This is a genomic window from Streptomyces sp. NPDC085946, assembly GCF_044540485.1.
GTDB lineage: Bacteria > Actinomycetota > Actinomycetes > Streptomycetales > Streptomycetaceae > Streptomyces.
The window spans coordinates 134,029-158,536 of the sequence record NZ_JBITSF010000004.1 but is presented as its reverse complement, the minus strand read 5'-3'; the positions used below and the strand labels follow the sequence as shown (position 1 = coordinate 158,536).

The following is a 24,508-nucleotide window of genomic DNA, read 5'->3' as shown; positions in this document are numbered from 1 at the left end:
GTAGGTACGTCGGGGTCCCGCGGACGGGCACGTCGTGGTCCTTTCCCCGCCCGTGTCTCACATGCCCCAGCGCAGCCCCGGCGTCTTCACGGGCGCGTCCCACAGCCTCAGCATCTCCTCGTTCACCTGGCACAGGGTGACGGAGGCGCCGGCCATGTCCAGGGAGGTGACGTAGTTGCCGACGAGGATGCGGGCGACGGGGACGCCGCGCTCGCCCAGCACCCGCTGCACCTCGGCGTTGAAGCCGTACAGCTCCAGCAGCGGCGTCGCGCCCATGCCGTTGACGAGCACCAGGACGGGGTTGCGCGGCGTGAAGTCCGCCAGGATCGCGTCGACGGCGGCCTCGGCGATCTCCCCCGAGGTCATCATCGGCCGGCGCTCCCGGCCGGGCTCGCCGTGGATGCCGATGCCCAACTCCAGTTCGCCCTGCGGCAGGTCGAAGGTGGGGCTGCCCTTGGCGGGGGTGGTGCAGGCGCTCAGGGCCACGCCGAAGCTGCGGGAGTTCTCGTTGACCTGCCGGGCGAGGGCCTCCACCCGCTCCAGCGGCAGGCCGGCCTCCGCCGCCGCGCCCGCGATCTTCTCCACGAACAGGGTGGCGCCCGTGCCGCGCCGCCCGGCCGTGTAGAGGCTGTCGGTCACCGCCACGTCGTCGTCGACGAGCACCTTCGCGACCTGGATGCCCTCGTCCTCGGCCAGTTCGGCGGCCATGTCGAAGTTGAGCACGTCACCGGTGTAGTTCTTCACGATGAACAGCACGCCCGCGCCACTGTCCACGGCGGCCGCCGCCCGCACCATCTGGTCCGGCACGGGGGACGTGAACACCTCGCCAGGACAGGCCGCCGACAGCATGCCGGGGCCCACGAAGCCGCCGTGCAGCGGTTCGTGCCCGGAGCCGCCCCCGGACACCAGGGCCACCTTCCCGGCCACAGGCGCGTCCCGCCGTACGACCACCCGGTTCTCCACGTCCACGGCGAGCTCGGGATGGGCGGCCGCCAGACCGCGCAGCGCGTCCGCGACGACGGTCTCCGGGACGTTGATGAGCATCCTCATGGGTACCTCCTGGGGCTTGGCAGGTGGATGGCTTCCGTACCGTCCTGACAGGTGCCTCGGCAGGGCACCCGTATGTCGACCGGAGCCCTATGGGGGCAGTATCTGCCCTGGGACGGCGAAGGTCACGTGAGAGCGGTGATCGGGCCGTGGTGGCGGACGCCGCCGGTGACCTCCCGGGGCGCGGCGGCCGAGGACCGCACCGGGCACCGGGCGCACGGCCGGCCTGCGGGCCTCGGGGACCCGGGGCGACCGCCGGAAGCGGGCCGTGTCCGGTCAGGGGCGGGGTGCGGCGCGGTGGAACAGCTGGGCGCTCAGCGCGCCGACGAGGAGGGCCCAGGCCACCGCGGTCACGCCGAGCCGGTTCCAGCCGAGCAGGACGACGGCCGCCGCCGCGGCGGCCCCGGCGGCCAGGGCCGTGCGGTCGGCGGCGAAGGCCCACTGCTCGCGGGCGCTGCCGGGGCGGCGCAGTTCGCCCAGCGCCGCCTTGACGACCAGGGCGGCGACGCCGAGCACGGGGACGAGCAGTGACGCGTCCACGGTCATCGGCCCGCCTCCTCGCCCTGCTGCTCCGCCCCGGTGACGCCGTGCGCGCACGCCCCGGGACCTGAGGCGTGCACGTCGTGATTCTCCTCCTCGGGCCGGCGCCGGTACAGGGCCCCGCGCCCGGGCGTCCGCCTACGGCACGCCCAGCTCGAACAGCGCGTACCCGGCGTACGAGCCGGAGGCCAGCGCCGCGACGCCGAGGAGGGCGGCCAGGGAGGGCAGGGTGAGGCGGCGCAGGCCGAGCGCGACGGGGACGAAGAGCGGGAAGAGGGGGAGCAGGTAGCGCGAGACGTTGGCGAAGTACTGCTGGGTGCCCATCACCATGGCGAAGGACAGGACCGTGTAGACGACGAGCACGGCGGGCGGGCGGATCTGCAGCAGCAGCACGGTGAGCACCGGCACGAGCAGTACCACGCCGACCCCGATCAGGTCCGGGTAGGGCATCGCGAAGAGGTAGTCGAAGTGGCCCACCGGGACGGACGACAGCACGTCGAAGGTGTGCTTGCCGTAGTCGAACGTGTGGGCCCAGGCGCCGTCCTGGAGCTTGGAGTAGCCGTTCCAGTCACCCATGCGGTGGCCGACCCAGGCGAGGTAGCCGGCCAGGCCCAGCGGGGCGATCGCCACCGCGGCCAGCGGGCGTCCGACCCCGTCCCGGCGGCGGCGGACGGCCAGCAGCGCGGCGACGGCCAGGGCGGCCACCAGGGTGGCGGCGGTGGGGCGGCTGAGCCCGGCCGTGCAGGTCAGCACCCCGGCGGTGAGCCAGTGCCGGGTCATCACGGCGTAGCAGGCCCAGGAGGCGAGGGCCACGTAGAGCGACTCGGAGTAGACCGCCCACTCCGCGCCGGAGCCGGGCCACACCGCCCACAGGCCGACCGCGATCAGACCCGCCCGGCGCCCGCCGAGGCGCGCGGTGACGGCGTGGATGCCGAGCGCGGCCACGAACGAGGCGAGGACGGACACGGCCATGCCGGCGCCGTACGGGCCGAGGCCGGTGCACTCGCGGACCAGGCGCATCAGCGCCGGGTACAGCGGGAAGAACGCCGCCGAGTTGCCCTGCAGGGTGATCAGGCCGGTGGCGCCGGGGATCGGCTCCAGGGCGGGGTCGTAGCCGTGCAGGACGATCTGCTGGTACCACCAGCCGTCCCAGCTGCCCAGCACGTCCCAGGGGTGGGCGCCGCCGCCGAAGCGCGGGTGCTTCTCGCGGAAGTCGCCCGCGGAGTCCAGCAGGAACAGGAAGGCGCCGAAGCCCATCAGCTTCAGTACGCCGTACGTCGCCAGCACCGGCCCGTGGTGCGCGGCGGCGCGGCGCAGCCGCCGCCGGCGGCCCGGGGCGGGGGAGGGGCCGGGCCGGCCGTCGCCGGAGGGCCGTGGATCGGCCACAGGGGCCGGGGCGGTGGTCATGAGACGGAGGGTCCCGTCGTACGGCGGTCGTGCCGGGCGGGGAAGACCCAGGCCCGGAAGAGGAGGAAGCGCAGCAGGGTCGCGGCCAGGTTGGCGGCGACCAGGACCGCGAGCTCGACGCGGGCCCCGGCCGCGGGCACCGTGTGGTGGAGGACGGCCAGCGCGCCGCTGGTGAGCGTCAGGCCGATCAGGAAGGCGGCCAGGCCCTTGAGCTGGTGGCGCACGGCCCCGGTGCGGCCCCGGATGCCGAAGGTGAGGCGGCGGTTGGCGGCGGTGTTGGCGACCGCACTCGCCAGCAGGGCGAGCGCGTTGGCGGCCTGCGCCCCGGTCGCGGGCCGCAGCGCGGTGTACAGCAGCAAGTGGAAGAGGGTGCTGGCCGCGCCGACCGCGGCGAAGCGCAGCAACTGGGGGAGGAGCCCGGGCGGCACCCCGTCCCCGGCGCCGAGGCCGTCGCTGCGGCGCAGCGCGGTCAGCGGCAGCCGGCCGCAGGCCAGGGCTCGGCCGAGCCGGGCGATGCCCCGCAGGTCGGCCAGGGCCGTGGACAGGATCCGCACCCGGCTGTCGGGATCGTCCACCCAGTCGACGGGCACCTCGTGGATGCGCAGCCCGGCGCGCTCGGCGATGACGAGGAGTTCGGTGTCGAAGAACCAGGACCGGTCCTCCACCAGCGGCAGCAGCCGCTCGGCGACGTCCCGCCGCACCGCCTTGAACCCGCACTGCGCGTCGCTGAACCCCACCGCGAGGGTGCCGCGCAGCAGGGTGTTGTAGCAGCGGGAGATGAGCTCCCGCTTCGGGCCGCGCACCACGCGCGAGCCGCGGGCCAGCCGGGTGCCGATGGCGATGTCCGAGTGACCGGATATCAGCGGGGCGACCAGCGGGAGCAGGGCCGCGAGGTCGGTGGACAGGTCGACGTCCAGGTAGGCGAGCACCGGGGCCGAGGAGCGCGACCAGGCCGTGTGAAGGGCCCGGCCCCGGCCCTTCTCGGCCAGCCGGATCCAGTCGGTGCCGGGGAGTTCGGCGGCCAGCCGGGCGGCGATGCGCGGGGTGCCGTCGGTGCTGGCGTTGTCCGCGATGGTGATCCGGAACGGGTACGGAAAGGTTTCCGCAAGGTGGGTGTGGAGGCGCCGGACGCACGGCTCCAGGTCGTTCTCCTCGTTGTGGACGGGGACGACCACGTCCAGGACCGGGTCCGGGTGGTGCGCGGGCAGCGGAGCGCGGCGCGGCAGTGCGACCGGGGCCGGGAGCGGATCGGGGGTCCGGCGGCCGGTCGGGGCCGGCCGCCTTGCGGTTCTCATGGCTGGTTCACAGTCTCTTTCCGGCCCACGGCATGCCGGGGGCACCCGGAGGGTGAGTGGTCGGACGACGGGCCCGGGCGGTGGGGCGCCCAACGGGCGGGCGGGGTGGGGCGGGTGGTGGTGCGGGGTGGTGGTGCGGTGGGCTGCTTGGCGGTGGTGCGGTGCCTGGCGGTGGTGCGGTTCTGTCCGGTGCGGTGCGGTGCGGTGCGGTGGGTGTGCTGCTGTGGTGCGGTGCCACGCGGTGCGGCGACGCGGTGCGGCGGTGGGCGCGGAGCCCGACGCGGTCGGTCGGGGCCCGGACCGGGAGGGCGGCGCGACGCGGGCCGGGACGCCGCGCCGGCCGCTTCGCTACCCGGTCGCCTCCGCCTCCACGTCGGCCGAGGCGGAAGGCTCCCGCGTCTCCGCGTCCGGCGGCGGGGTCGTCGTGGGCGTCCGGGTGGCGGGGGGCGCGGGCGGCGTCGTCGTGGCGCCGCCGTCTTCCGGTCCCGCGCCGGACGTGGCCGGCGGCGTCCGGGTGGCCGGTGCGGTGGTCCCCGCCGCGGTCCTCCCCGGGGTCGTGACCTCGGGGGCCGGGCCGGCGTCCGCGGTCGCGGGCGGGGTGGCCGACGGGGGCGTCGTGGTGCTCCGGCTCGGGTCGGGGGGCCGGCTCGTGGGTCCGGTGGTGACCGGGGGCCGGGGGCTGGTCGTCGGCCGGGGCACGGGATCGGCGGGCTGGGCCTCGGTGAGCATGCCGGGCAGCAGGGCGAGGGCGAGACACAGCCCGGCCGCCGCGACGGCGGAGCCGCCGGCCCGCCACAGCAGCCGGGCGCGGTGCCGGGCCCGGATGCCCTCGTGCAGCCGCTGCCGGTGCCGGGGTTCGAAGGGGGCGTGCTGCCGGGAGTCGCGCATCAGCCGCGCCAGTTCCCGCTCGAAGTCGTCCATGGCGTCTCCCTTCACCCCACGGTCCTGACGGTGCCGGACAGGATCTTCCGCAGCCGGGCGACGCCGCGGGAGGCGTGCGAGCGGGCGGTGCCGACGGGGCAGCCGAGCGCCTGCGCCACCTGCGCCTCGGGCAGGTCCTCGTAGTAGCGCAGCACCACCGCGGCGCGCTGCTGCGGCGACAGCAGGGCCAGGGCGGCCTCCAGGCGCGAGCGTTCGGCCACGGCGGACGACACGTCACCGGGTTCGGCCTGCTCGGGCAGCCGCTCGACGGGGCGCTCGCCCCACCACCGCCGCCGGGCCGAGCGCGCCGCCAGCCGGACCAGCACCTGGCGGACGTACGCCTCCGGCGCCTGGTCGGCCACCCGGGGCCAGGCGAACCACAGCTTGACCAGGGCCTCCTGCACCAGGTCCTCGGCCCGCTGCCGGTCCCCGCCGGTCAGCAGCCGCGCGACGTGGAGCAACGCCGACCACCGGGCGGCCACGAACGCGTCGAAGCCGTCCGCCCGAAATCGCTCCATCCCCACCGTCCCGCGTCCGACGAACCCCCTGCACCCCTGCTAAAGACGCTGGACCCCGTCCCGCGATGCGCCCTTCCTGTGTGATCCACCTCACCACCGAGGCCGTGCGGGGCACGGACGGCGAAAAGGGCTTGGGCAGCGCGAAGGGCCCGGCGGCGAAAAGAGCCCGGGCAGCGCGAAGGGCCCGGGCACGAGGCCCGGGCCCTTCTCCGGCCGCGCTCCGGACGCGGTCTGCGGTCTAGCGGTCTAGTGGCGGTCGCCCTCCGGCTTGCCGAACCGGCCGGGGGTGCCGTGCGGCGACGGGCGGAACGGCTCCGGCGAGGCCGCGGGGGAGACCGGGGAACCCCCGTCTCCCTCGCGCTGCCCGGGGCGCCCGCAGGCCCGGCCGTCGGACGCCGGCTGCGCGCCCTGGCGCGGTTGCTCCAGCCGGTTCGACAGCGGCCCGGTCGCCGGGTGGCGGCCGGCGTGCGACCGTCCGGACGCCGGCAGTTCCGCCGCCTCGTCCGCGGTCACCGACCGCACCCGGCTCTCCGGGCCGCCGATCGGCGGCCCGGAGAGCCGGGTGCGGTCCGGCGGCAGGGTGCCGGAGGCGGCGTGGCCGGCCATGGTTCTTGCTTCCCTGGGATGGGTGGTCGTGTCCGACGGGGGAGCCGGGACTCCCCGGCGGTGCGGCTCAGCGCCCGCCCGGGCCGCCGCTGCCGAAGGAGCCGCTGCTGCCCTCGTTCCAGCGGGGCCGTTCCTGCGACGGGCTGGTCCGGTCGCCCGTCCGGCCGTTGCCCTTCAGCTCGTGCGGCGTCAGCCGGGTGTCGCTCTGCGGCATCTCGTCGGGCTCGCGGACCTCACGCGTCTCGCGGACCGGGCCCCCGGCCGGCATGCGGGGCTGCTCCTCCGGCCTCGGCGTCGGCGACTCCCGGCGCATGACGCGGATGCCCAGCACGAAGGCGCCCAGCAGCAGGGCCAGGACCACCACACCCGCCACGATCAGTCCGACGCCGAGGGCTCCCCGGCCCGCGGCCAGCTCCATCCATGCGGTATTCATGGCACGCGAGTACCCGGGGAGCGCCCCGTGAACCGGCTCACCTCTCCCGCGCCGCCCTGGTCCGCGAACGGTTCGCCTTGCGGACCGCCTCCAGCAGCTCCCCCTTCGACATCCGCGACCGCCCCGCGACGCCGAGGCGCCGGGCGAGGCCGTACAGGTGCTCCTTGGAGGCCTGCTCGTCGACGCCCTCGCCGCTGCGGCCGCCCTGCTGCCGGGGCCGGGCCGAGCGGGGGTCCGAGGGGCCCTTGCGGCCGCCCTCCTTGCGCCCCCAGTGGTCGCCGACCTTCTCGTACAGGTGCTTCAGCGCGCCGTACGCGACGCGGTGCGCGCGCTCGCCCTCGCCGTACTGCTCCACGGCCGAGTCGTGCGCCTTGATCCAGACGTGCCGGGCGTCCTCGGAGGAGCGCTCCAGGGTCGACGGGATCTCTTGCCGTCCGGGCATGGCACCCACCTCCGCGACGTCGTGCGTCCGGGCCGGACGAGTGCCCGGCGGGCAGGGCCGGAAACGGCGCGGACGCCGCGCGGACGCCGGTTTGACCGTGAGGGGCCGGGGCTACCCGCGCGGTGTGACATCGACGACATCGCAACAGGAGCTGTTCCGGTTCCTCGAGGACCGCTTCGCCTGCGCCCAGGCGTGCACGGAGTGCGCGCGGGCCTGCGCGCTGCGCGCGAGCCTCGTGGACCCGGACGGGACCGAGAACCAGGACCTGGTACGGCGCAAGGGCATCCTGTGCGCGGAGGTCTGCGACGCGACCTGCCGGGTGCTGTCCGAGCAGAACCAGGTGGACGAGGCGGGCATCCGTGCGCAGGTGGAGTGGTGCCGCACGGTGTGCCTGGAGAGCGCGCGCGTCTTCGAGGCGCATCCCGGAGCGGAGGAGACGGCCGAGGCGTGCCGGGCGTGCGCCCGGGCCTGCACGGACTTCCTCGCGACACTGAGCTGACGGCCGTCCCCGTGAGGAGGTGCGCGAGGGAGAGCCCCGGGAGACACGGGACGGATGCGGAGGGGCCGCCGCACGGTGACCTGCCGGATGCACGGCGGCCTCCGGCGACGCGGGTCGCCGGCTTCGCCGGCACGACGGCGTACGCACCACCGAGGAGCCCGGGCGGGGCCGGTGCCCGCGTCGCAGTACCGGGCCGGGCCGGCGGCCTGCTCCGCGCGGGGACGGCCCCGACCCGCCGCGGTCCCGCGAGGCGGACGACCTGCCGCTCCGCCCGCCGGCGCCCCCGCTGCCGGTCCCGGTGCGCGAGGTGCCGGACGACGGGCGGCGCAGGGGGCGTACGTCTTCCCGCCGCCGTGCGCCCACGCGCTGTACGGCGGAGCGGCCCCCGCACCCGCCGCCGCCACCCGGCGACCGCGCCCCACCGGCACCGCCCTGCGCACCGTCCCCGCCCGTCCGCGCCGGCGGCTCCCGCCCGGGCACATCGGGCGCGCCCCGGGCGGACCCGGCCCCGCCGCTCGCCCGGCCCCGTACAAACTCGGGCGAGAGGTGGCCATACTGGACGGGCCAGGGGAGGGCGCGGCGGACAGCGACGGGGGCGTGCGCGGCAGATGGGGGACAGCAGGCTGATCCACGGCCGGTACCGGCTGCTCGACCTGATCGGGCGCGGGGGCATGGGCGAGGTGTGGCGGGCGCGGGACGAGTCGCTGGGCCGGCACGTCGCCGTCAAGTGCCTCAAGCCGCTCGGCCCGCAGCGCGACCAGGCCTTCACCCGGGTGCTGCGGGAGCGGTTCCGCCGCGAGGCGCGGGTGGCCGCCGCCCTCCAGCACCGCGGGATCACCGTCGTGCACGACTTCGGCGAGTCCGAGGGCCTGCTGTACCTGGTCATGGAGCTGCTGGAGGGCCGCAACCTCAGCCAGCTGCTGGAGGACAACAAGCACCACCCGCTGCCGGTCGCCGAGGTCGTGGAGATCGCCGAACAGGTCGCCGCGGCCCTCGCCTACTGCCACGAACAGGGCATCGTGCACCGGGACCTGAAGCCCGCCAACATCGTGCGGCTCGGCGACGGCACCGCGAAGATCTGCGACTTCGGCATCGCCCGCCTCGGCCACGACATCGGCTTCACCTCCCGCCTGACCGGCACCGGCATCGCGATGGGCACCCCGCACTACATGTCGCCGGAGCAGATCAGCGGCACGGAGGTCGACCAGCGCAGCGACCTGTACTCCTTCGGCTGCGTGCTGTACGAACTCGCCACCGGTGTACCGCCGTTCGACCTCGACGACGCGTGGGCCGTCCTGGTCGGCCACCGCGACACCCCGCCCCGGCCGCCGCGCGACCACCGCCCCGGGCTGCCCGGGTACCTGGACCGGATCATCCTCGACCTGCTCGCCAAGGAACCCGGACAGCGCCCGGGGGACGCCAGGGAACTGGCCCGCCGGATCAGCGCGCACCGCGCCGCCCCGCTGTACGTGCCGACCGTGGCGGCCGCCGGCCCCGGCACCGCCCCGGGCCCTGCGGCGCGCGGCGCGCGGCTGCCGTCCTGGACGCGCGGCATGACCACCGGCCACAAGGCGGCCGGCGCCGGCCCGCGCGCCACGCCCCCGGACCCGGCGGCCGGCCTGTCCGGCGAGTGGGTCGCGCGGCCCGCCCCCGCCGAGCGGCCCGCCCCGCCGCCGGAGGCCCTCGCCGCCCTGGCCGCCCGGCACGACGCGGGCCTGAGCCTCGGGCGGCTCGGCCGCTGGACGGAGGCGGGAGAGGTGCACCGCGCGGTCGCCGCCGAACGCGAGCACCTCCTCGGGCCCGACCACCCCGACACCCTCGCCAGCCGCTACGAGGTCGCCTTCACCCTCAGCCGCACCGGCCGGGCCGCCGACGCGCTGCGCGCCTACAAGCACGTGACCGAGGCCCGGATCCGCGTGCTCGGCGCAGACCACCCCGACACGCTCGCCGCCCGCCAGGAGATGGCCTACGTCCTCGGCCGGCTGGGCCGCCCGTCCGACGCCCACCGGGTCTACCTCTCGGTGCTCGCCGCACGGGAGCGCACCATGGGTCCCGACCACCCCGACACCCTGCGCTGCCGGCACAACCTCGGCTTCAACCTCGGCCGTCTCGGCCGCCCGGAGGACTCCCACCGGGTGGCGTGCGAGGTGGCCGCGGCCCGCGCCCGGGTGCTCGGCCCCGACCACCCCGACACCCTGGTCACCCGGTACGAGGTCGCCTACTGCCTGGGCCGGCTGGGCCGCTGGGACGAAGCCCTGGAGACCTACCGGGAGGTCGCCGGGGCCCGTGCCCGCGCCCTCGGCCCCGACCACCCCGACACGCTCGCCGCCCGCTACGAGGTCGGCATCAGCCTCGGCCGCCTCGGCCGCGGCACCGAGGCGCTCGCCCTCTACCGGGACCTCGTCGCGGATCGCACCCGCGTCCAGGGCCCCGACCACCCCGAGACGCTGCGCGCCCGCCACGGCCTCGGCGTCAACCTCGGCCGGCTCGGCCGGTGGGAGGAGGCGCTGGCCGAGTCCCGGGCGGTGTGCGCCCTGCGCGAGCGGGTCCTCGGCCCCGACCACCCGGACACCCTGGTCAGCCGCCGGGAGGTCGCCGTCGGGCTGGGCTGGCTCGGCCGGTGGGCCGACGCGCTGGCCGAGTACCGCGGCGTGGCCGCCGCCCGCGAACGGGTCCTCGGACCGGACCACCCCGACACCCTCGCCGCCCGCGACGACGAGGCCCACTGCCTGGAACGGCTCGGCCGCGGCCCCGGGGCCGCCGCACCGCACCACAGGGCGGCGGGACCGCGGCAGCGCCGCACCTCCTGACGCCGGGGACCCCGCGAGCGCCCGCCCGCCCCCTGGCCGACCCGGATCACCGCGTGTTACCAAGGACCATGACCGCACCCGAGGCACCCCGGACGGACCGGACGTACGACGCCGTCGTCGTCGGCGCGGGCCACAACGGCCTGGTCGCCGCCGCCTACCTGGCCCGGGCGGGACGCTCCGTGCTGGTGCTGGAACGGCTCGGCCGCACCGGCGGCGCGGCCGTCTCGACGCGGCCGTTCGCGGGCGTCGACGCCCGGCTGTCCCGCTACTCGTACCTGGTCAGCCTGCTGCCGGAGAAGATCGTCCGGGACCTGGACCTGGACTTCCGGGTCCGCGCCCGGACCGTCTCCTCCTACACGCCGGCCGAGCGCGACGGACGGCCCACGGGGCTGCTGGTCGGCGGCGGCGAACGGCGCACCCGGGAGGCGTTCGCCCGGCTCACCGGCTCCGACCGCGAGTACGAGGCCTGGCGGCGGTTCTACGCCATGACCGGCCGGGTCGCCCGGCGCGTCTTCCCGACCCTCACCGAGCCGCTGCCCACCCGCGAGGAACTGCGCCGCCGCGTCGACGACGAGGACGCCTGGCGGGCCCTGTTCGAGGAGCCGGTCGGCGTGACCGTCGAGGAGCACTTCGCCGACGACCTGGTGCGGGGTGTTGTCCTCACCGACGCGCTGATCGGCACCTTCGCCGACGCCCACGACCCCTCGCTGAAGCAGAACCGCTGCTTCCTCTACCACGTGATCGGCGGCGGCACCGGCGCCTGGAACGTGCCGGTGGGCGGCATGGGCGCCCTCACCGACGCCCTGGCCGCCGCGGCCCGCGCCGCGGGCGCCGTCATCGCCACCGGCCACGAGGCCGTCCGGATCGACCCGGACGGCCGCACCGCGGAGGTCGCCTACCGCACGGCCGGCACGGAGGGCACCGTCACCGCCCGGCACGTCCTCGTCAACGCCTCCCCGCACACCCTGGCCGCGCTGACCGGCGACGCGCCGCCCGCCCCCGCCGAGGGCGCCCAGCTGAAGGTGAACATGCTGCTCACGCGGCTGCCGAGGCTGCGCGACCGCTCCGTGGACCCGCGCGAGGCGTTCGCCGGAACCTTCCACATCGCCGAGGGCTACCGGCAGCTGGCCGCCGCGCACGCCCGGGCCGCCGCCGGCGAGCTGCCCGCCGAGCCGCCCTCCGAGATCTACTGCCACTCGCTCACCGACCCGACCGTCCTCGGCCCCGACCTGGCCGCCCAGGGCTACCAGACGCTCACCCTCTTCGGGCTGCACGCCCCGGCCCGCCTGTTCGCCCGGGACAACGACGCCGTGCGCGAGGACCTGCTCAAGGCCACCCTCGCCCAGCTCGACGCCCACCTGGCCGAGCCGCTTGCCGACTGCCTGGCCACCGACGCGGACGGACGGCCCTGCATCGAGGCGAAGAGCCCGCTCGACCTGGAGCGCGACCTGCGGCTGCCCGGCGGCAACATCTTCCACCGGGACCTGGCCTGGCCCCACGCCCGGGAGGACACCGGCCGCTGGGGCGTGGAGACCCGGCACGCGCGCGTGCTGCTGTGCGGGGCGGGAGCCGTGCGCGGGGGCGGGGTGAGCGGGGTGCCCGGGCACAACGCGGCCATGGCGGTGCTGGAGGCGCGGGGCGACTGAGCGGGGGTTCACCGGAGGGCTCCCGCGCGGTGCGCGAGCGTGACCGCACGGCCGTCGCTGCATGGCCGTCTCCGAGCGGGGCACTCCGGCAAAGCGAAGCAAACCGCACGAATCGGTCGCCCCGTGCGGGCGGCCGTCCACCCCACGGGAGGCTCCCATGGCCGACCTCAGCCCGATCGACCTGCAGAAGGCCCTCAGCGGCATGGACTACCCGACCGACAAGCAGCACCTGGTCGAGCAGGCCCGCAAGAACAAGGCCGACGACAAGGTCGTCAGCCGCCTGGACGGCCTGAAGCAGGACCACTTCGACGGCCCCAACGAGGTCCAGAAGGCCGTGTTCAACCAGTAGGGCGACGGCCGGTCGCCGAACGGTGACCGCCTAGTCGGCCGACGGCGTCCAGCCCGCGGCCCGGACGCGTGCCGCGTCCGCCGGGCGGACCTCGTCGAACAGGACGCCGTCGGCCGCCTCCACGCGCAGCCCGTCGACATAGGCGCCCCGGCCCGTGTACAGCCGGTCCGTGGCGTACCGCCAGCGCAGGGTGAGCCGCCTCGCGGCGGGCAGGTCCGCCGCGAGGCGGTGCCAGACGCGGCCCGACCAGCCGGTGACCGTGCCCGACGGGTGCGTCCGGGGCTCCTCGCCCCGGCGGGCCGTCGTGAACGGCACCGGCCGCCAGGCCGCGCCGCCGTCCGCCGAGGCCTCCAGCACCAGCGCGTCCGCCGTCGGCTCGGTGTCCCACCACAGCGCGCAGCGCAGCCGCGCTCCGCCCCGGGAGGTGTCCAGCGCGGGCAGCGCGAGGGTCGCGGCGGCGTCGTTCGCCATCCCGGAGAACCACGCCGTGCGCCCCCGGACCGGGCGGACCGGCACGGCGCGCGCCAGCCGGTTCGCGGCGGCCACCCGGGGCGCCGAGCCGGACCGCCAACCGCGCACCGGATGAACGGAGTTGCCGAGCACCACGAGGAACGAGTCGGTCACCGGGTCGAGCACCAGCGACGTCCCCGTGAAGCCGGTGTGCCCGGCGGTGCGCGGCGTGGCCATCGCGCCCATGTACCAGTGCTGGTACAGCTCGAAGCCGAGGCCGTGCTCGTCGCCGGGGAAGGCCGTGTTGAAGTCGGTGAACAGCAGCTCCACGGACTCCGGCGCCAGGATCCGCGCCCGGCCGTGGACACCGCCGTTGAGCAGCGTGCGGCCGAGGACCGCCAGGTCCCACGCGCACGAGAACACCCCCGCGTGGCCCGCCACCCCGCCGAGGCCGAAGGCGTTCTCGTCGTGCACCTCGCCCCACACCAGGCCCCGGTCCAGCCCGGACCACGGCCGGCGGGCGTCCTCCGTCGCCGCGATGCCCGGCCGCCAGGACGCGGGCGGATTGTAACGGGTGCGGCGCATGCCGAGCGGGCCGGTGATCTCGTCGTGGAGCAGGACGTCCAGGGTCCGGCCGGTGACCCGCTCCAGCACCAGCTGGAGCGAGATCAGGTTGAGGTCCGAGTAGAGGTACGCCGTGCCCGGCGGGCTGACCGGCGCCTCGCCGAGGACGCGGGCGAGCTTCTCCTCCCGGGTGGGCGCGTCGTACAGCGGGAGCCAGGCGCGCAACCCGGAAGTGTGGGTCAGCAATTGACGGATCGTCACGTCCTGTTTGCCCGCCCGGCCGAACTCCGGCAGGTACGCGGCGACCCGCGCCCCCAGCTCCAGCGCGCCCCGCTCCGCCTGCTGCACGGCGAGGAGGGAGGTGAACAGCTTCGACACCGACGCCAGGTCGAACACGGTGTCCTCGGCCATCGGGATCTGCCGGTCGGCCGGGAACTCCACGCCCGTGTCGGTCGTCTCGTCGTACGCCTGGTAACGCACCGCCATGCCGATCGGCCGGTGCAGCGCCACGGTGCCGCCCCGGCCCGCGAGCAGCACGGCACCGGCGTACCAGGGGCGCCGGGGGGAGGGGCCGAGGAAGGCCTCGGCGTCGGCGACGAGCCCGCGCAGCGGGGCCCGCAGCAGTCCGGCGCGCTCGGGGGACCCCGGGCGCAGGACGGGCTTCCGGGTCCGGTCCGCGGCGGCGGCCGGTCCGGCCGGCAGGGGCGCGAGGGCCAGGGCGCCGCCCAGCGCCAGTGCCGCCGCTCCGAGGTGACGGCGCGTCGGCCCGCCGGCCGCTCCCGCCCCGTCCGCTGCGCCTCCGGTCACCGAGGATCCCTCCCGCCGAGCCGTCCGGACGTCCCCCGGAAGTATGTCCGGCGCACACCCGGGTGAACCGCCGGCGCACACGCCCACCGACCGCGCGCCCCACGGTGAGGACGCGCCCGGCGGGAACACGCCACGGCAGAACCGCGACGCGGCAACGGAGTTGCACGGCGAGGCCGCGCTCCGGCCGCCCGGCAACCCCGAGCGGCACCCCGTCTTCCGGACCCTTCGGCCGTCCACGTGCACGCGACCGTCCTGTCCCTCCCCGCCACGGCCTCCGGGCCGTCGGAGGCGGCCCAGGTGCTGCCGGGCCGCACGGCGGAGCTCCGGTCAGACCCGGAAAGGCGGCTGCGGCCAGCGGTGGGGGCGGTGGGGCGCCCACCACCACAGGTCGCCGACGCCGAGCAGGAGGGACTCCGCCGCGAGATCGGCACGGACGCAGGGGTCGATGCCGTCGGCCGACGGGACCGCCCGGACCGCCTCCACCGCGGCGAGGTAGTCCGGTGCGTCGATCACGATCCGGTTCAGCACCCCGGGCCGGTGATCGCGGATCTCCAGGAAGCCGGGCCCCTTCCGGACGAGACACTTGCCCAGGAAGAAGCCTTCGGCCCAGGCCGACCGGAGTTCCGCCGCGTCGGCCGGCCCCTCGATCCGCGACGGTGGGTAGAGATGGCTGAGCGTGAACGCCGACGGGCCGGTCCGGCACGACCCCGCGTCGGACAGCCGTACGCGCCAGTCGACGACGACGCCCCAGGCGGTCAGCTCCCGGACCAGGTCCAAGGCCCGCACGGCGCAGAGCGGCTCGGCTGCCGGGGACAGGTCCACCAGGGCGCTGAACTCGGCCCTGCGCACGCCCGTGCGGTACAGCTCATGAGCGGTGCCCGCCGCGTCCGCGGAGGCGTCGGAGAGGGCGATGCTGCCGAGATGCATGCCCGGGAGCGTTCGCGCGTGGTCCCGGTAGTCACGCCAGAGGTCGATCACCGGTTTGCGGGCGGGGATCACGAGACGTCCTCGGGCCCGGGGCCGGCGGCCCGTGCGAAGTCACAGGTCAGGTCCGGGGCGGAACCGCCGAGGCGGGTCAGCTCCGCGTTGGTGGCCAGGGGCACGACGTGGACGTACCGGTCGGCGTCCTCGTACAGGAGCCCGGCCTCGCCCCACTCCGCGAGCAGTGCGGCGACCCGGGCGGGGGAGACGCTGGCGGTGAATCTGGCGCTGAGCCGGTGGGTCAGCGACTGGACGCTCCGGGGATCCTCCAGGAGCCGGAACGCGGCCACCTCGACCGGATCCGTGATGCTCCTCGTCGTCCAGTCGAAGTGTTCCCGCCGGTTCGTCAGCACGATTCTCGATCCGATGTCGTGACGGGTGAGGCTGCTGTGGAGGTGCAGGTCGCGCCACCGTTCGACGGCGGCGCCGAGCTCCTTCGCGACGGTTTCGTCGATGCCGGCGTGCGGGGCGTCGAAGAGGTAGGCCAGGTCGTGCAGTTCCGTCTCCGGCAGGTCGTACACGACGGCGTAGTGCGCGGCCGGCCGCAGCGGGGCGAAGCCCAGTTCCGGCCGGTCGAAGTAAGGGCTGAACCTCTCGATCTCGATGCGGGTGACGCCGTCCGGCGGGGTGAGATGGGCGAGGGCGGGGAGCTGCCGGATCACCTCGGTGTAGTCGCACTCCTGCTCGCCGGGGAACCCGTAGAGGTAGTTCCACGTGGCCCAGAGGCCGGCGGACTGGGCGTCCCGCAGATGGCGCACGTTCTGGCAGCCGGTGACGCCCTTGTCCATCAGGCGCAGGACCCGGCTGCTGAGGCTCTCGATACCGGGCTGCACCTGCACGACGCCGGCGTCGGCGAGCGTCTTCAGATGGCGGTGGCGGAGGTTGGACTTGATCTCGTAGTGGAACCGGAAGTCGTGGCCGAGGTCGATCAGAGCGGGCAGCAGGCTCCGCAGGTAGCCCATGTCGAGGATGTTGTCCACGACGAGGACGTCGAGCACCTGGTGCCGTCGGGCCTGTTCCACGATCTCGCTCAGGAACGTCTCGGGAGCCTTGCTGCGGAAGGACATCGACGAGCCGTTGAGTCCGCAGAACGTACAGTGGTGCTTCTCGCCCCACCAGCACCCGCGCGAGCCCTCCAGCACCAGTTTCGGCTCGATGCTGGAGCGGGCGGCGGACGTCTGCACCCGGGCGAAGTAGGGCCGGTAGTCCGGCTGCCTCAACTCGCCGGGCGGGAGCGGGGGCCGGGACATCGCGTTCGCCCGGTGCGCGCCGTCCTCCCCGCGCCAGCACAGCCCCGGGATCGTCGCCGGCTCCACCTCGCCGCGGAGCACGCCGAGCAACGCGGGAAACGCCCGCTCGGCCTCGCCGCGCACCACGTAGTCGACGGCGGGGAAGTTGCGGTGCAGGGCCGCCCCCTGCGGCCCGTCGCAGTTGGCGCCGCCGAGCACCACGGCGGTGCCCGGCGACAGCCTCTTGACCGCCGCGGCCGTGGCCAGGGCGGCCGTGTTCTGCTGGAACGTGGTGGTGAAGCCCACCAGGTCCGGACGGGTGCCGGCGATCCGCGCGGCCAGTTCCTCGACGAACCGCGCGGACGCCTCGTGCAGGGCCAGGCTCACGGCCCGCAGGCGGGGGCTGAGGCCCGACGCCATCCGCTCCTCGAACTCGCGCACCCTCCACGCCGGAACACCGTGGAGGGCGCTGGAGAACACCCAGTCCCCATAGCCTTCGAAGTACGCGTGACTGGCGAAGAACTCGTAGTCCTCGACCCTCAGCCCGATCGCTTCCGCCGCCCAGTCGAAGAAGTCCAGGTTGGCGTTGACCGTCTCCACGTCCGCCCGGTGGGAGCGGCCGATGGAATGCAGGATCCCCAGCGCGAGGGAGGGAGTGTCCAAGGAGGCCCACGGCATGTTCACGAGAGTCATACGCATGTGCTGAGCAGCCCTCCGGTCGGTCTCAGAGTCCTTCCGCCGCAAGGATCCTGCGCACGCCGATGACGTCCGTGCCGGCTCTCCTCTTCTCCGCCGTGGTGCGTGGGTCGACGTGGATGGTGGTCTTCTTCACGATGATCGCCGTCCGTTTCCGTGATCAGGGGATCGGTTGCAGGACGGGAACCCTAGACAGGGTCACTACCGGATTCCTTCCGATGACTCTGCGTGAAACCTGGGCGAGGATCGACTCGAGACGGTGGGCGGGCACCGGTGCGCCGACGCAGGCGGACAGTTCGGCGAGCTCCGCGCGCAGCACCCGGCCCACCACCGGGTCCCCGGCTTCCAGCGCCTGGCAGAGCAGCTCGACGGCGGAGAGCAGCACGTGGTGGACCGGCTCCACGCCCAGCAGCCGGATGGACTGGGCCAGCCGTTCGACGGCCCGGTCGAGGTGCCCGTCGGCGAGTTCCAGGGAGGCCAGCACGTAGAAGAGCTCGCCCATCCCGAACTCCAGGTTCATGTCCCGCAGGACGGCGTGCCCCTCCTCGATGAACCGCCGGGCGGACGGGTCGCGCAGCTCCAGCAGGATCAGACCGAGGGTGAGGCCGCTGAACGCCTCGTAGGGACGGTCCCCCAGCTCGTGGAACGCCGCGAGGGCCGTCTCCGCCTTCTCCCTCGCCTCCTGGAGCTCCCCGCGGTGGCGCAGCACGATGGCCCAGTGCCGCAGCGCGAGGGCCTCCTCGCGCCTGTTGCCGGCCAGACGGCTGAACCGGACCGCCTCCTGGAAGGCGGCCGACGACAGCTCCCAGCGCCCCTCCTCGTAGTGGATCGTGCCCAGTTCGCGGGCGGCCAACGCCTGCACGAGCCGGCTGGAGGAGGCCAGCGCGGACTCGGCGGCCTGCGTCACCTCGGCGAGGGCGGGCCCCAGCCGGCCCAGCGCCCGCAGCGCCGCGGCACGGATCACCCGGCACTCGCTCTCCAGGGCACCGAGGCCCAGGTCCTCGAAGACGGCGGCCGCCCGGTCGGCGAGGCCGAGGCCGGCCTCGGGCTCCCTGCGGATGCACCGCAGAGCGGCCAGCCGCAAGGACATGACACCGACACCGACGGTGTCGCCGTCGGCTTCGGCCGCCGCCAGGGCGAGCCGGTGGCTGAGCTCCCAGTCGTCGTAGAGGTGCCGCAGCTCCAGGAAGCCGGTCATGCTGTCGGCCAGCTCCCAGGCGATCCGGCCGAACCCGTTCGAGCAGGCCATCGCGACCGCGGAGGCCAGCGCCGGACGCTCGGCCTCGAACCAGAGGTAGGAGTCCTCGACGATGTAGTCGACGTCGGAGCGGTCGAAGCCGTCGTAGCGGTTCGCCGCGCCCCGCGCCGCGGTCGGCCGTCCCTGGGATCCCGCACCGGTGATGCGCTGCGCCGCCGTGGTGGACAGGGTGAGCCACCCCTCCAGCACCCTGGCGAGCGCCTCGCGGCACTGCGACTGCGAGTACTCCGCCTGGGCCCGTTCCTTGGCGTAGAGACGGACCAGATTGTGGTACCGGTACCGGGTCTGCCCGGCGGCATCGCATCCGACGATGTCGAGGAGCTGGGTGCTGACGAGTTCCTCGATCAGGTCCTCGGCCTCGTCGATGGTGACGCGCAGCAACGGCGCGAGCAGCCAGGACGCGAAGTCGGGCGCGTCGATCAGGCCCAGCAGGCAGAACGCCTCGCGCTCGCGCGGCTCCAGCTCCTGGTAGCCGGTCTTCAGCGTGGCCCGCACTTCGAGGTCGCCGGAGACCAGCACGTCCAGCCGCCGCCGCTCGTCGGCCAGGCGGCGGGCGAACCGGGTGATGCCGCCCCGGGAGTGCTGGGCGAGCCGCGCGGCCGCGATCCGGACGGCCAGGGGCAGGTATCCGCACAACCGGGCGATCTCCGCCGTGGTGGCCTCGTCCCCGGCGAGACGGTGCCTTCCGGCGATCCGTTCGATCAGGGTCCCGGACTCCTCCGCGTTGAACACGTCGAGGCCGATGTGGGTGGCGGACTCCAGTCCGGTGAGCCGCGGCCGGCTGGTGATCAGCACGACGCAGCCGGGCGACCCGGGGAGCAGCGGTCTCACCTGCGCCTCGCTGACGGCGTCGTCGAGCAGGATGAGCATCCGGGAGGAGGCGGTCCGGCTGCGGAAGAGCTCACTGCGCCCCTCCAGGCAGTCCGGGATGCCCTCCTCCCCGACGCCGAGCGCGCGCAGGAAGCGTTTGAGCGCCACGAAGGGGTCGAGCGGCCGGGCGTCCGCCGTGCGCAGGCGTATGTACAGCTGCCCGTCGGGGAACTGATCGGCCACCCGGCGTGCGGCCTGCACCGCGAGGGTGGACTTGCCGACCCCGCCCTTGCCCGAGAGGGCGACGAGCGCCAGTGACTCCTTGTCGCCCGTCGTCAGCGTCTCGCGGATGCGGCCGACCTGGTCGGCGCGTCCGGTGAAGTCGGCTATCGACGGCGGAAGCTGGGCCGGCACGACCGGGACGATGGGAGACCAGACGCGCTCGGGCACCTCGTCGGCGGCCTTGCGGGGCAGGTCGAGACCGGGGTCGCCGACCAGGATCGCCTCGTGGAGCCGCTGGAGCTCGCTCCCCGGTTCCAGGCCGAGCTCGTCGGCGATCAGGGTGCGCCCGGCCTGGTAGACCGCGAGCGCGTCGGCCACCCGGCCGCAGCGGTGGAGCGCCAGCATCAGCTGACCGCGCAGCCGTTCCCGCAGCGGCTGTTCCCCGACGAGCGCCTTGAGCTCGCTGACGAGTTCGCCGTGGCGGCCCAGGGAGAGCTCCGCCTCGATGCGCTCTATGACGATCCCGATGCGGCGCTCCTCCAACGCCGGCGACTCGGCCCGGATCAACTCCTCCGTACCGTCGGCCAGGGGCTCCCCACGCCACTGGGCGAGTCCGGCGCAGTACGCCTCCACCGCGTCGAGCTGACGGTCCTGCGCGAGCGCGGCCCTCGCGTCCGCGACGGCCCGGTCGAAGGTCCGCAGGTCGAACCGGTGCTCACCGAGCTGGAGGCGGTAGCCGTTGCCCGACCGGACGATCAGGTCGGGCCCCAGCTCACCGCGCAGCTGGGACACGCACTTCTGGATCTGGGCCACGGCGGTCGGCGGCGGCGCTTCCCCCCACAGGATCGCGACGAGCCGTTCCACCGGGACCACGTGCTCGGAGCGGAGCAGCAACGCCGCCAGCACCGATCTCGTCTTGCGCCCGTTGAGTCTCACTGTCAGTCCCTCGCGCCACGCCGTGATCGGCCCGAGGACACGGAACTCTAATATCACGCAGCTTCCTTCCCATCCCGTCCGCTCGACGCGGTCACGGGACACCCCCCACTGATGAACTGCGTTTCTGGACGATACCGCACGGCAGGAAGCCCGGCGGAAGTCAAACGGTAGCGGTCAGTGAAAAGCTCATTACACCTCGGACGCCGACGGAAGCTGCAGTTCAAATGACCACGAATGCGGACCCCGAAGGTGTGACTGCGGACACCGCCGGCCCTGGGCCGGCAAGCGACCTCACCGGCCCGGACACCGCGGAATGGGTGGTCCCGCACGCAGCGGGGGACCTCAGCGACGGCGCGTCCTTCGCCGGCCGGCACGCGGCCGGGCCGTACTCCGACGGCGCTTGCGCGGAGGTGCAGGCGGTCTCCCGTCCGTGACCCAGCCGGCATGCCGTCGGCATGCCCGTGCAAACCAACTGTGGAGGTTCAACGTGCACGATGCCTATGACGTTCTCTGTGTGGGCTACGGACCCGCGAACGTCGCCGTCGCGGTCGCGTTCGAGGAGCTGTGGCCGCAGGCCCGGGTGAAGTTCCTGGAGCGCGAGCCCGGCCCCTACTGGCAGCGGGCCATGCTGCTGGACGGCTCGGACATCCAGAACAACCCGCTGCGGGACCTGGTGACGCCGCGCAACCCGCGCAGCCGGTACACGTTCACCAACTACCTGCACGAGCAGGGCCGGCTCTTCAAACACCTCAACCTGCCCTCCCACTACCCGCTGCGCAAGGAGTACGCGCGCTACGTCCAGTGGGTCGCCGAGAACGTGCGGGCCGACGTGGACTACGGCCGTGAGGTCACCGGCATCACCACGGTGGCGTCCGCCGACGGCCCGCTGGTCGAGGTCACCGTCGCCGACGGCACCACCTACCACGGGCGCTCGGTCGTGGTGGCCCCGGGACGCACCCCCAACGTTCCCGCCGTCTTCGGCGGCGTGCCGGCCCCGTACCTCTTCCACACCTCCCAGTTCCTGCCCAACATCGCCGACCTGGACCGGGACTTCGACGGGACCCTCGCCGTGGTGGGCGCCAGCCAGAGCGCGGTCGAGGTCGTGCTCGACCTGATCGCGCGCTTCCCCGCCGCCCGCATCGCCAACGTGATGACCGGCTTCGGCTACCGGCTCAAGGACACCAGCCCGTTCTCCGAGGAGGTCTACTTCCCGGAGTTCGTGAAGTACTACTTCCACGCCACGGAGGAGGGCAAGAAGCGGCTGCGCGACCAGCTGCGGCCGACCAACTACTCGGCCGCCGACGCGGACGTGGTCAGCGCCCTGTACATGCGCATGTACGAGGACGAGCTCGACGGACGCGAGCGGATCCGGCTGTGCACCAACCGCCGTGTCGACGCCGTGGAGCGCACCGCCGGGGGAGTGGCGCTGGACGTCACGGAGCACATCACCGGTGAGCGCGAGCGGATCCACGCCGACCGGGTGGTCCTGGCCACCGGCTACCTGGACCTGGGGATCACCGGCCGCACCGAGCAGCTGCCGCCGCTGCTCAAGGACCTGGCGGACGTGCTCGGCGTGACGGACGACCGCCCGCTGTCCGTCGGCTACGACTACGGGGTGGTGCCGCACCCGGTCTTCGAGCGGGAGGTGCCGCCGATCTTCGTCAACGGGCTGTGCGAGTCCACGCACGGGCTCGGCGACGCGGGCTCCTTCAGCCTGCTGGCGCTGCGCTCCCAGGCCATCGTCGAAAGCCTTGAGCGGCGCCTGGTCGCCGAACAGGGAGCTGCCGACCTCGTCGCCGCCCAGGCGGCCGGCTCCGACATCTGAGAGGGACGATCATGCAGACCCTTGAAGCGACCTCGCAGAGACCGGCGGTCGACCTCGCCCGGCCCGGCCCCAACGGACGCGTGCTGCTCGACAGCCAGGCCGCCACCGAGTCCAACGCCCGCACCTATCCACGCCGGATCCCGGTCGCGATAGCCGAGGCGGCCGGGCCCTACATCACCGACCTCGACGGCCGCCGGTACATCGACTTCCTCTCGGGCGCGGGCGTCCTCGCCCTGGGCCACAACCACCCTGAGCTGGTCGCCGCCGTGACGGCCCAGCTGCCGAAACTGACGCACGGCCTGGACTTCCCCACGCCGGTGCGCGACGAGTTCAAACGCCGTCAGATCGCGATGCTGCCCGAGCACATGCGCGACGACGTCAAGATGCACTTCTGCGGCCCCACCGGCTCCGACGCCGTCGAGGCCGCGATCAAGCTGTGCAAGAAGGCGACCGGCCGCGGCCAGGTCGTCGTCTTCCAGGGCGCCTACCACGGGTCCACCCAGGGGGCCATGTCCCTCACCTCGGAGCACGCGCCCAAGGCCGGTCTGCAGAACCTGCTGCCGGGCATCCACTTCACCCCGTACTCCTACTGCCACCGCTGCCCGATCGGTCTCGCCCCGCAGAACTGCACCACCAACTGCGCCGAGGTCCTGGTGAACACGCTGACCGACACCCACGGCGGGGTGCAGCTGCCGGCCGCGATCATCATGGAGCTGGTCCAGGGCGAGGGCGGGGCCATCCCGGCCCGCCGCGAGTTCGTCCACCGGGTCGCGGACACCGCCCGTGGACTCGGCATCCCGCTGATCGTGGACGAGGTCCAGACCGGCTGCGGCCGCACCGGCACCTGGTTCGCCTTCGAGCAGTACGGCATCACCCCGGACGTCGTCGTCGCCTCCAAGGGCCTGTCCGGCATGGGGCTGCCGATCGCCGCCATCCTCTACCGCAAGTACCTGGACACCTGGTCGCCGGGCAGCCACATCGGCACCTTCCGCGGCAACAACCTCGCCTTCGCCAGCGCCAACGCCTTCCTGGACATCGTCGAGCGCGAGCAACTGCTCCCGCACGTCCGCGCCGTGGGCGACCACCTGCTCGGCGAGCTGAAGCGGCTCGGTGCCGGCCCGCTCGTCTCCGACGTGCGCGGGATGGGCCTGATGCTCGGCATGGAGATGGCCGGCACCGCGACGCTCGACGCGACCGGGGTCGCGGCCAGGTTCCAGCAGGAGGCGCTGAGCCGTGGACTGATCGTCGAGCTCGGTGGCCGCGGGGACAGCGTCGTACGGCTGCTGCCGCCGCTGAACATCACCCGTGAGGTCGCCGACGAGGCCGTGGCGATCCTGGGCAGCGCGCTGAGCGCGCTGGAGGCGGAACTCGCCGCGGAGGCCGGCCGATGAGCACGCTCGTGTCCGGACGAGCCGGCCGGCCGCCGCGGATCGGCCTGGTCAACCTGATGCCGCACGCCGAGCAGTACGAGAACTGGCTGATGCCGCAGCTGTCCCTGGCGGAGCCGTTCGAACTGCAGCTGATACGGATCTCGTCCCGCCGCTACCACCTGGACGACCCGGCCCGCATCGCCGCGGCCTACCGCACCTACAAGGAGGCCACCGCGGACGCGCCGCTGGACGGCCTGATCGTCAGCGGCGCCGCGGTGGAGCACCTCCCCTACGAGGAGGTGCGGTTCATGGACGAGCTGAACGACATGGTGCAGGACGTCCACGCGCAAGGAGCACCGCTGCTGGGCCTGTGCTGGGGCGCGATGGGCGTGGGCCACCTGCTCTACGGGCTGCCCAAGGACATCTACACCGACAAGGTCTCCGGCATGTACGAGACCGAGCTGCTGGCGCAGGACGGCCCCATCGCCTCCTGCCTCGACGACCGCTTCTGGTCGACGCACAGCCGCTTCGCCGGGTTCGACGACAAGGCGCTGGACGCCAGCACCACGGTCCGCGCACTGGCCCGGGCCGAGGGCGCGGGCACGGTGATCGCCGAGTCCCACGACCACTCCGTCCTCATGCACACCGGCCACCCCGAGTACTACGGCTCGCGCCTGGCGGAGGAGTACCGCAGGGACGTGTCCCAGCAGGTGGCCGGGGTCAAGGCACCGGTCGGCGTGGACCTGGACCGGCCGCTGCGGCTGTGGCGCAGCCACAGCCTGGCGTTCTTCGCGAGCTGGGTCCGGCTGGTCGGTGACCAGTCGGCCGCGCGCTAGGGGGCGGGGAC

At 74.4% G+C, this 24,508-nt stretch carries 20 protein-coding genes; 7 read left to right on the top strand and 13 right to left on the bottom strand.

Annotated features, from left to right (window positions below; genetic code table 11):
* Window positions 1–57: 57 nt before the first annotated feature.
* From dhaK to ACIF8T_RS10725, 9 genes are all read right to left on the bottom strand, one after another.
* Window positions 58–1,050 carry a dihydroxyacetone kinase subunit DhaK gene (dhaK, locus tag ACIF8T_RS10765; protein ID WP_400033378.1) on the bottom strand — a complete coding sequence of 331 codons (993 nt, stop codon included), beginning with the start codon at window positions 1,048–1,050 and terminating at the stop codon, window positions 58–60.
* 273 nt (window positions 1,051–1,323) lie between these two features.
* Complete coding sequence (locus ACIF8T_RS10760) at window positions 1,324–1,593, bottom strand: hypothetical protein (protein ID WP_400033376.1); 270 nt, start codon at window positions 1,591–1,593, stop codon at window positions 1,324–1,326.
* 132 nt (window positions 1,594–1,725) lie between these two features.
* On the bottom strand, window positions 1,726–2,994 hold the full coding sequence (locus ACIF8T_RS10755; protein ID WP_400033374.1) for a hypothetical protein: 1,269 nt from the start codon (window positions 2,992–2,994) through the stop codon (window positions 1,726–1,728).
* On the bottom strand, window positions 2,991–4,289 hold the full coding sequence (locus ACIF8T_RS10750) for a glycosyltransferase (protein WP_400033372.1): 1,299 nt from the start codon (window positions 4,287–4,289) through the stop codon (window positions 2,991–2,993). The genes ACIF8T_RS10755 and ACIF8T_RS10750 overlap by 4 nt, the downstream gene beginning before the upstream one ends.
* A gap of 348 nt (window positions 4,290–4,637) precedes the next feature.
* Entirely contained in the window at window positions 4,638–5,210 is a 573-nt protein-coding gene (locus ACIF8T_RS10745; protein WP_400033370.1) for a cellulase, read from the bottom strand.
* A gap of 11 nt (window positions 5,211–5,221) precedes the next feature.
* Window positions 5,222–5,728: a SigE family RNA polymerase sigma factor gene (locus ACIF8T_RS10740; RefSeq protein ID WP_400033368.1), complete on the bottom strand. Its 507-nt coding sequence runs from the start codon at window positions 5,726–5,728 to the stop codon at window positions 5,222–5,224.
* Window positions 5,729–5,974: 246 nt separating this feature from the next.
* On the bottom strand, window positions 5,975–6,334 hold the full coding sequence (locus ACIF8T_RS10735) for a hypothetical protein (protein WP_400033366.1): 360 nt from the start codon (window positions 6,332–6,334) through the stop codon (window positions 5,975–5,977).
* 67 nt (window positions 6,335–6,401) lie between these two features.
* Window positions 6,402–6,767, bottom strand: coding sequence for a DUF6479 family protein (locus tag ACIF8T_RS10730; protein ID WP_400033364.1), 366 nt, complete (start codon window positions 6,765–6,767; stop codon window positions 6,402–6,404).
* A gap of 37 nt (window positions 6,768–6,804) precedes the next feature.
* Window positions 6,805–7,209 carry a ChaB family protein gene (locus tag ACIF8T_RS10725; RefSeq protein WP_400033362.1) on the bottom strand — a complete coding sequence of 135 codons (405 nt, stop codon included), beginning with the start codon at window positions 7,207–7,209 and terminating at the stop codon, window positions 6,805–6,807.
* 124 nt (window positions 7,210–7,333) lie between these two features.
* Between ACIF8T_RS10725 and ACIF8T_RS10720 the strand changes: the two genes are divergently transcribed.
* The 4 genes from ACIF8T_RS10720 (at window position 7,334) to ACIF8T_RS10705 (ending at window position 12,513) form a co-directional block, all read left to right on the top strand.
* On the top strand, window positions 7,334–7,708 hold the full coding sequence (locus tag ACIF8T_RS10720) for a ferredoxin (RefSeq protein WP_400033360.1): 375 nt from the start codon (window positions 7,334–7,336) through the stop codon (window positions 7,706–7,708).
* A gap of 608 nt (window positions 7,709–8,316) precedes the next feature.
* Window positions 8,317–10,518: a tetratricopeptide repeat protein gene (locus ACIF8T_RS10715; RefSeq protein WP_400033358.1), complete on the top strand. Its 2,202-nt coding sequence runs from the start codon at window positions 8,317–8,319 to the stop codon at window positions 10,516–10,518.
* Between the two features lie 68 nt (window positions 10,519–10,586).
* The gene (locus ACIF8T_RS10710; RefSeq protein ID WP_400033356.1) at window positions 10,587–12,164 is read left to right on the top strand and encodes a phytoene desaturase family protein; all 1,578 of its coding nucleotides are present in this window, start codon (window positions 10,587–10,589) and stop codon (window positions 12,162–12,164) included.
* Window positions 12,165–12,321: 157 nt separating this feature from the next.
* Window positions 12,322–12,513, top strand: coding sequence for a DUF2795 domain-containing protein (locus tag ACIF8T_RS10705; protein WP_400033354.1), 192 nt, complete (start codon window positions 12,322–12,324; stop codon window positions 12,511–12,513).
* 30 nt (window positions 12,514–12,543) lie between these two features.
* Here the strand turns inward: ACIF8T_RS10705 and ACIF8T_RS10700 are convergent, their stop codons facing one another.
* From ACIF8T_RS10700 to ACIF8T_RS10685, 4 genes are all read right to left on the bottom strand, one after another.
* Window positions 12,544–14,334, bottom strand: coding sequence for a serine hydrolase (locus ACIF8T_RS10700; RefSeq protein ID WP_400033352.1), 1,791 nt, complete (start codon window positions 14,332–14,334; stop codon window positions 12,544–12,546).
* A 327-nt stretch (window positions 14,335–14,661) separates the two neighbouring features.
* On the bottom strand, window positions 14,662–15,261 hold the full coding sequence (locus ACIF8T_RS10695) for a DUF5825 family protein (protein ID WP_400033350.1): 600 nt from the start codon (window positions 15,259–15,261) through the stop codon (window positions 14,662–14,664).
* 68 nt (window positions 15,262–15,329) lie between these two features.
* Complete coding sequence (locus tag ACIF8T_RS10690; protein WP_400033348.1) at window positions 15,330–17,237, bottom strand: RiPP maturation radical SAM C-methyltransferase; 1,908 nt, start codon at window positions 17,235–17,237, stop codon at window positions 15,330–15,332.
* Between the two features lie 163 nt (window positions 17,238–17,400).
* Window positions 17,401–20,466: a BTAD domain-containing putative transcriptional regulator gene (locus ACIF8T_RS10685; protein WP_400033346.1), complete on the bottom strand. Its 3,066-nt coding sequence runs from the start codon at window positions 20,464–20,466 to the stop codon at window positions 17,401–17,403.
* Between the two features lie 487 nt (window positions 20,467–20,953).
* On the opposite strand from ACIF8T_RS10685, the gene ACIF8T_RS10680 reads away from it, so the two are divergent.
* From ACIF8T_RS10680 to ACIF8T_RS10670, 3 genes are read left to right on the top strand one after another with little or no spacing between them, the layout of a single operon-like run.
* Complete coding sequence (locus ACIF8T_RS10680; protein ID WP_400033344.1) at window positions 20,954–22,291, top strand: lysine N(6)-hydroxylase/L-ornithine N(5)-oxygenase family protein; 1,338 nt, start codon at window positions 20,954–20,956, stop codon at window positions 22,289–22,291.
* Window positions 22,292–22,302: 11 nt separating this feature from the next.
* On the top strand, window positions 22,303–23,682 hold the full coding sequence (locus ACIF8T_RS10675) for a diaminobutyrate--2-oxoglutarate transaminase family protein (RefSeq protein ID WP_400033342.1): 1,380 nt from the start codon (window positions 22,303–22,305) through the stop codon (window positions 23,680–23,682).
* On the top strand, window positions 23,679–24,497 hold the full coding sequence (locus tag ACIF8T_RS10670; protein WP_400033340.1) for a homoserine O-succinyltransferase: 819 nt from the start codon (window positions 23,679–23,681) through the stop codon (window positions 24,495–24,497). Before ACIF8T_RS10675 ends, ACIF8T_RS10670 begins: the two co-directional genes overlap by 4 nt.
* Window positions 24,498–24,508: the final 11 nt, after the last annotated feature.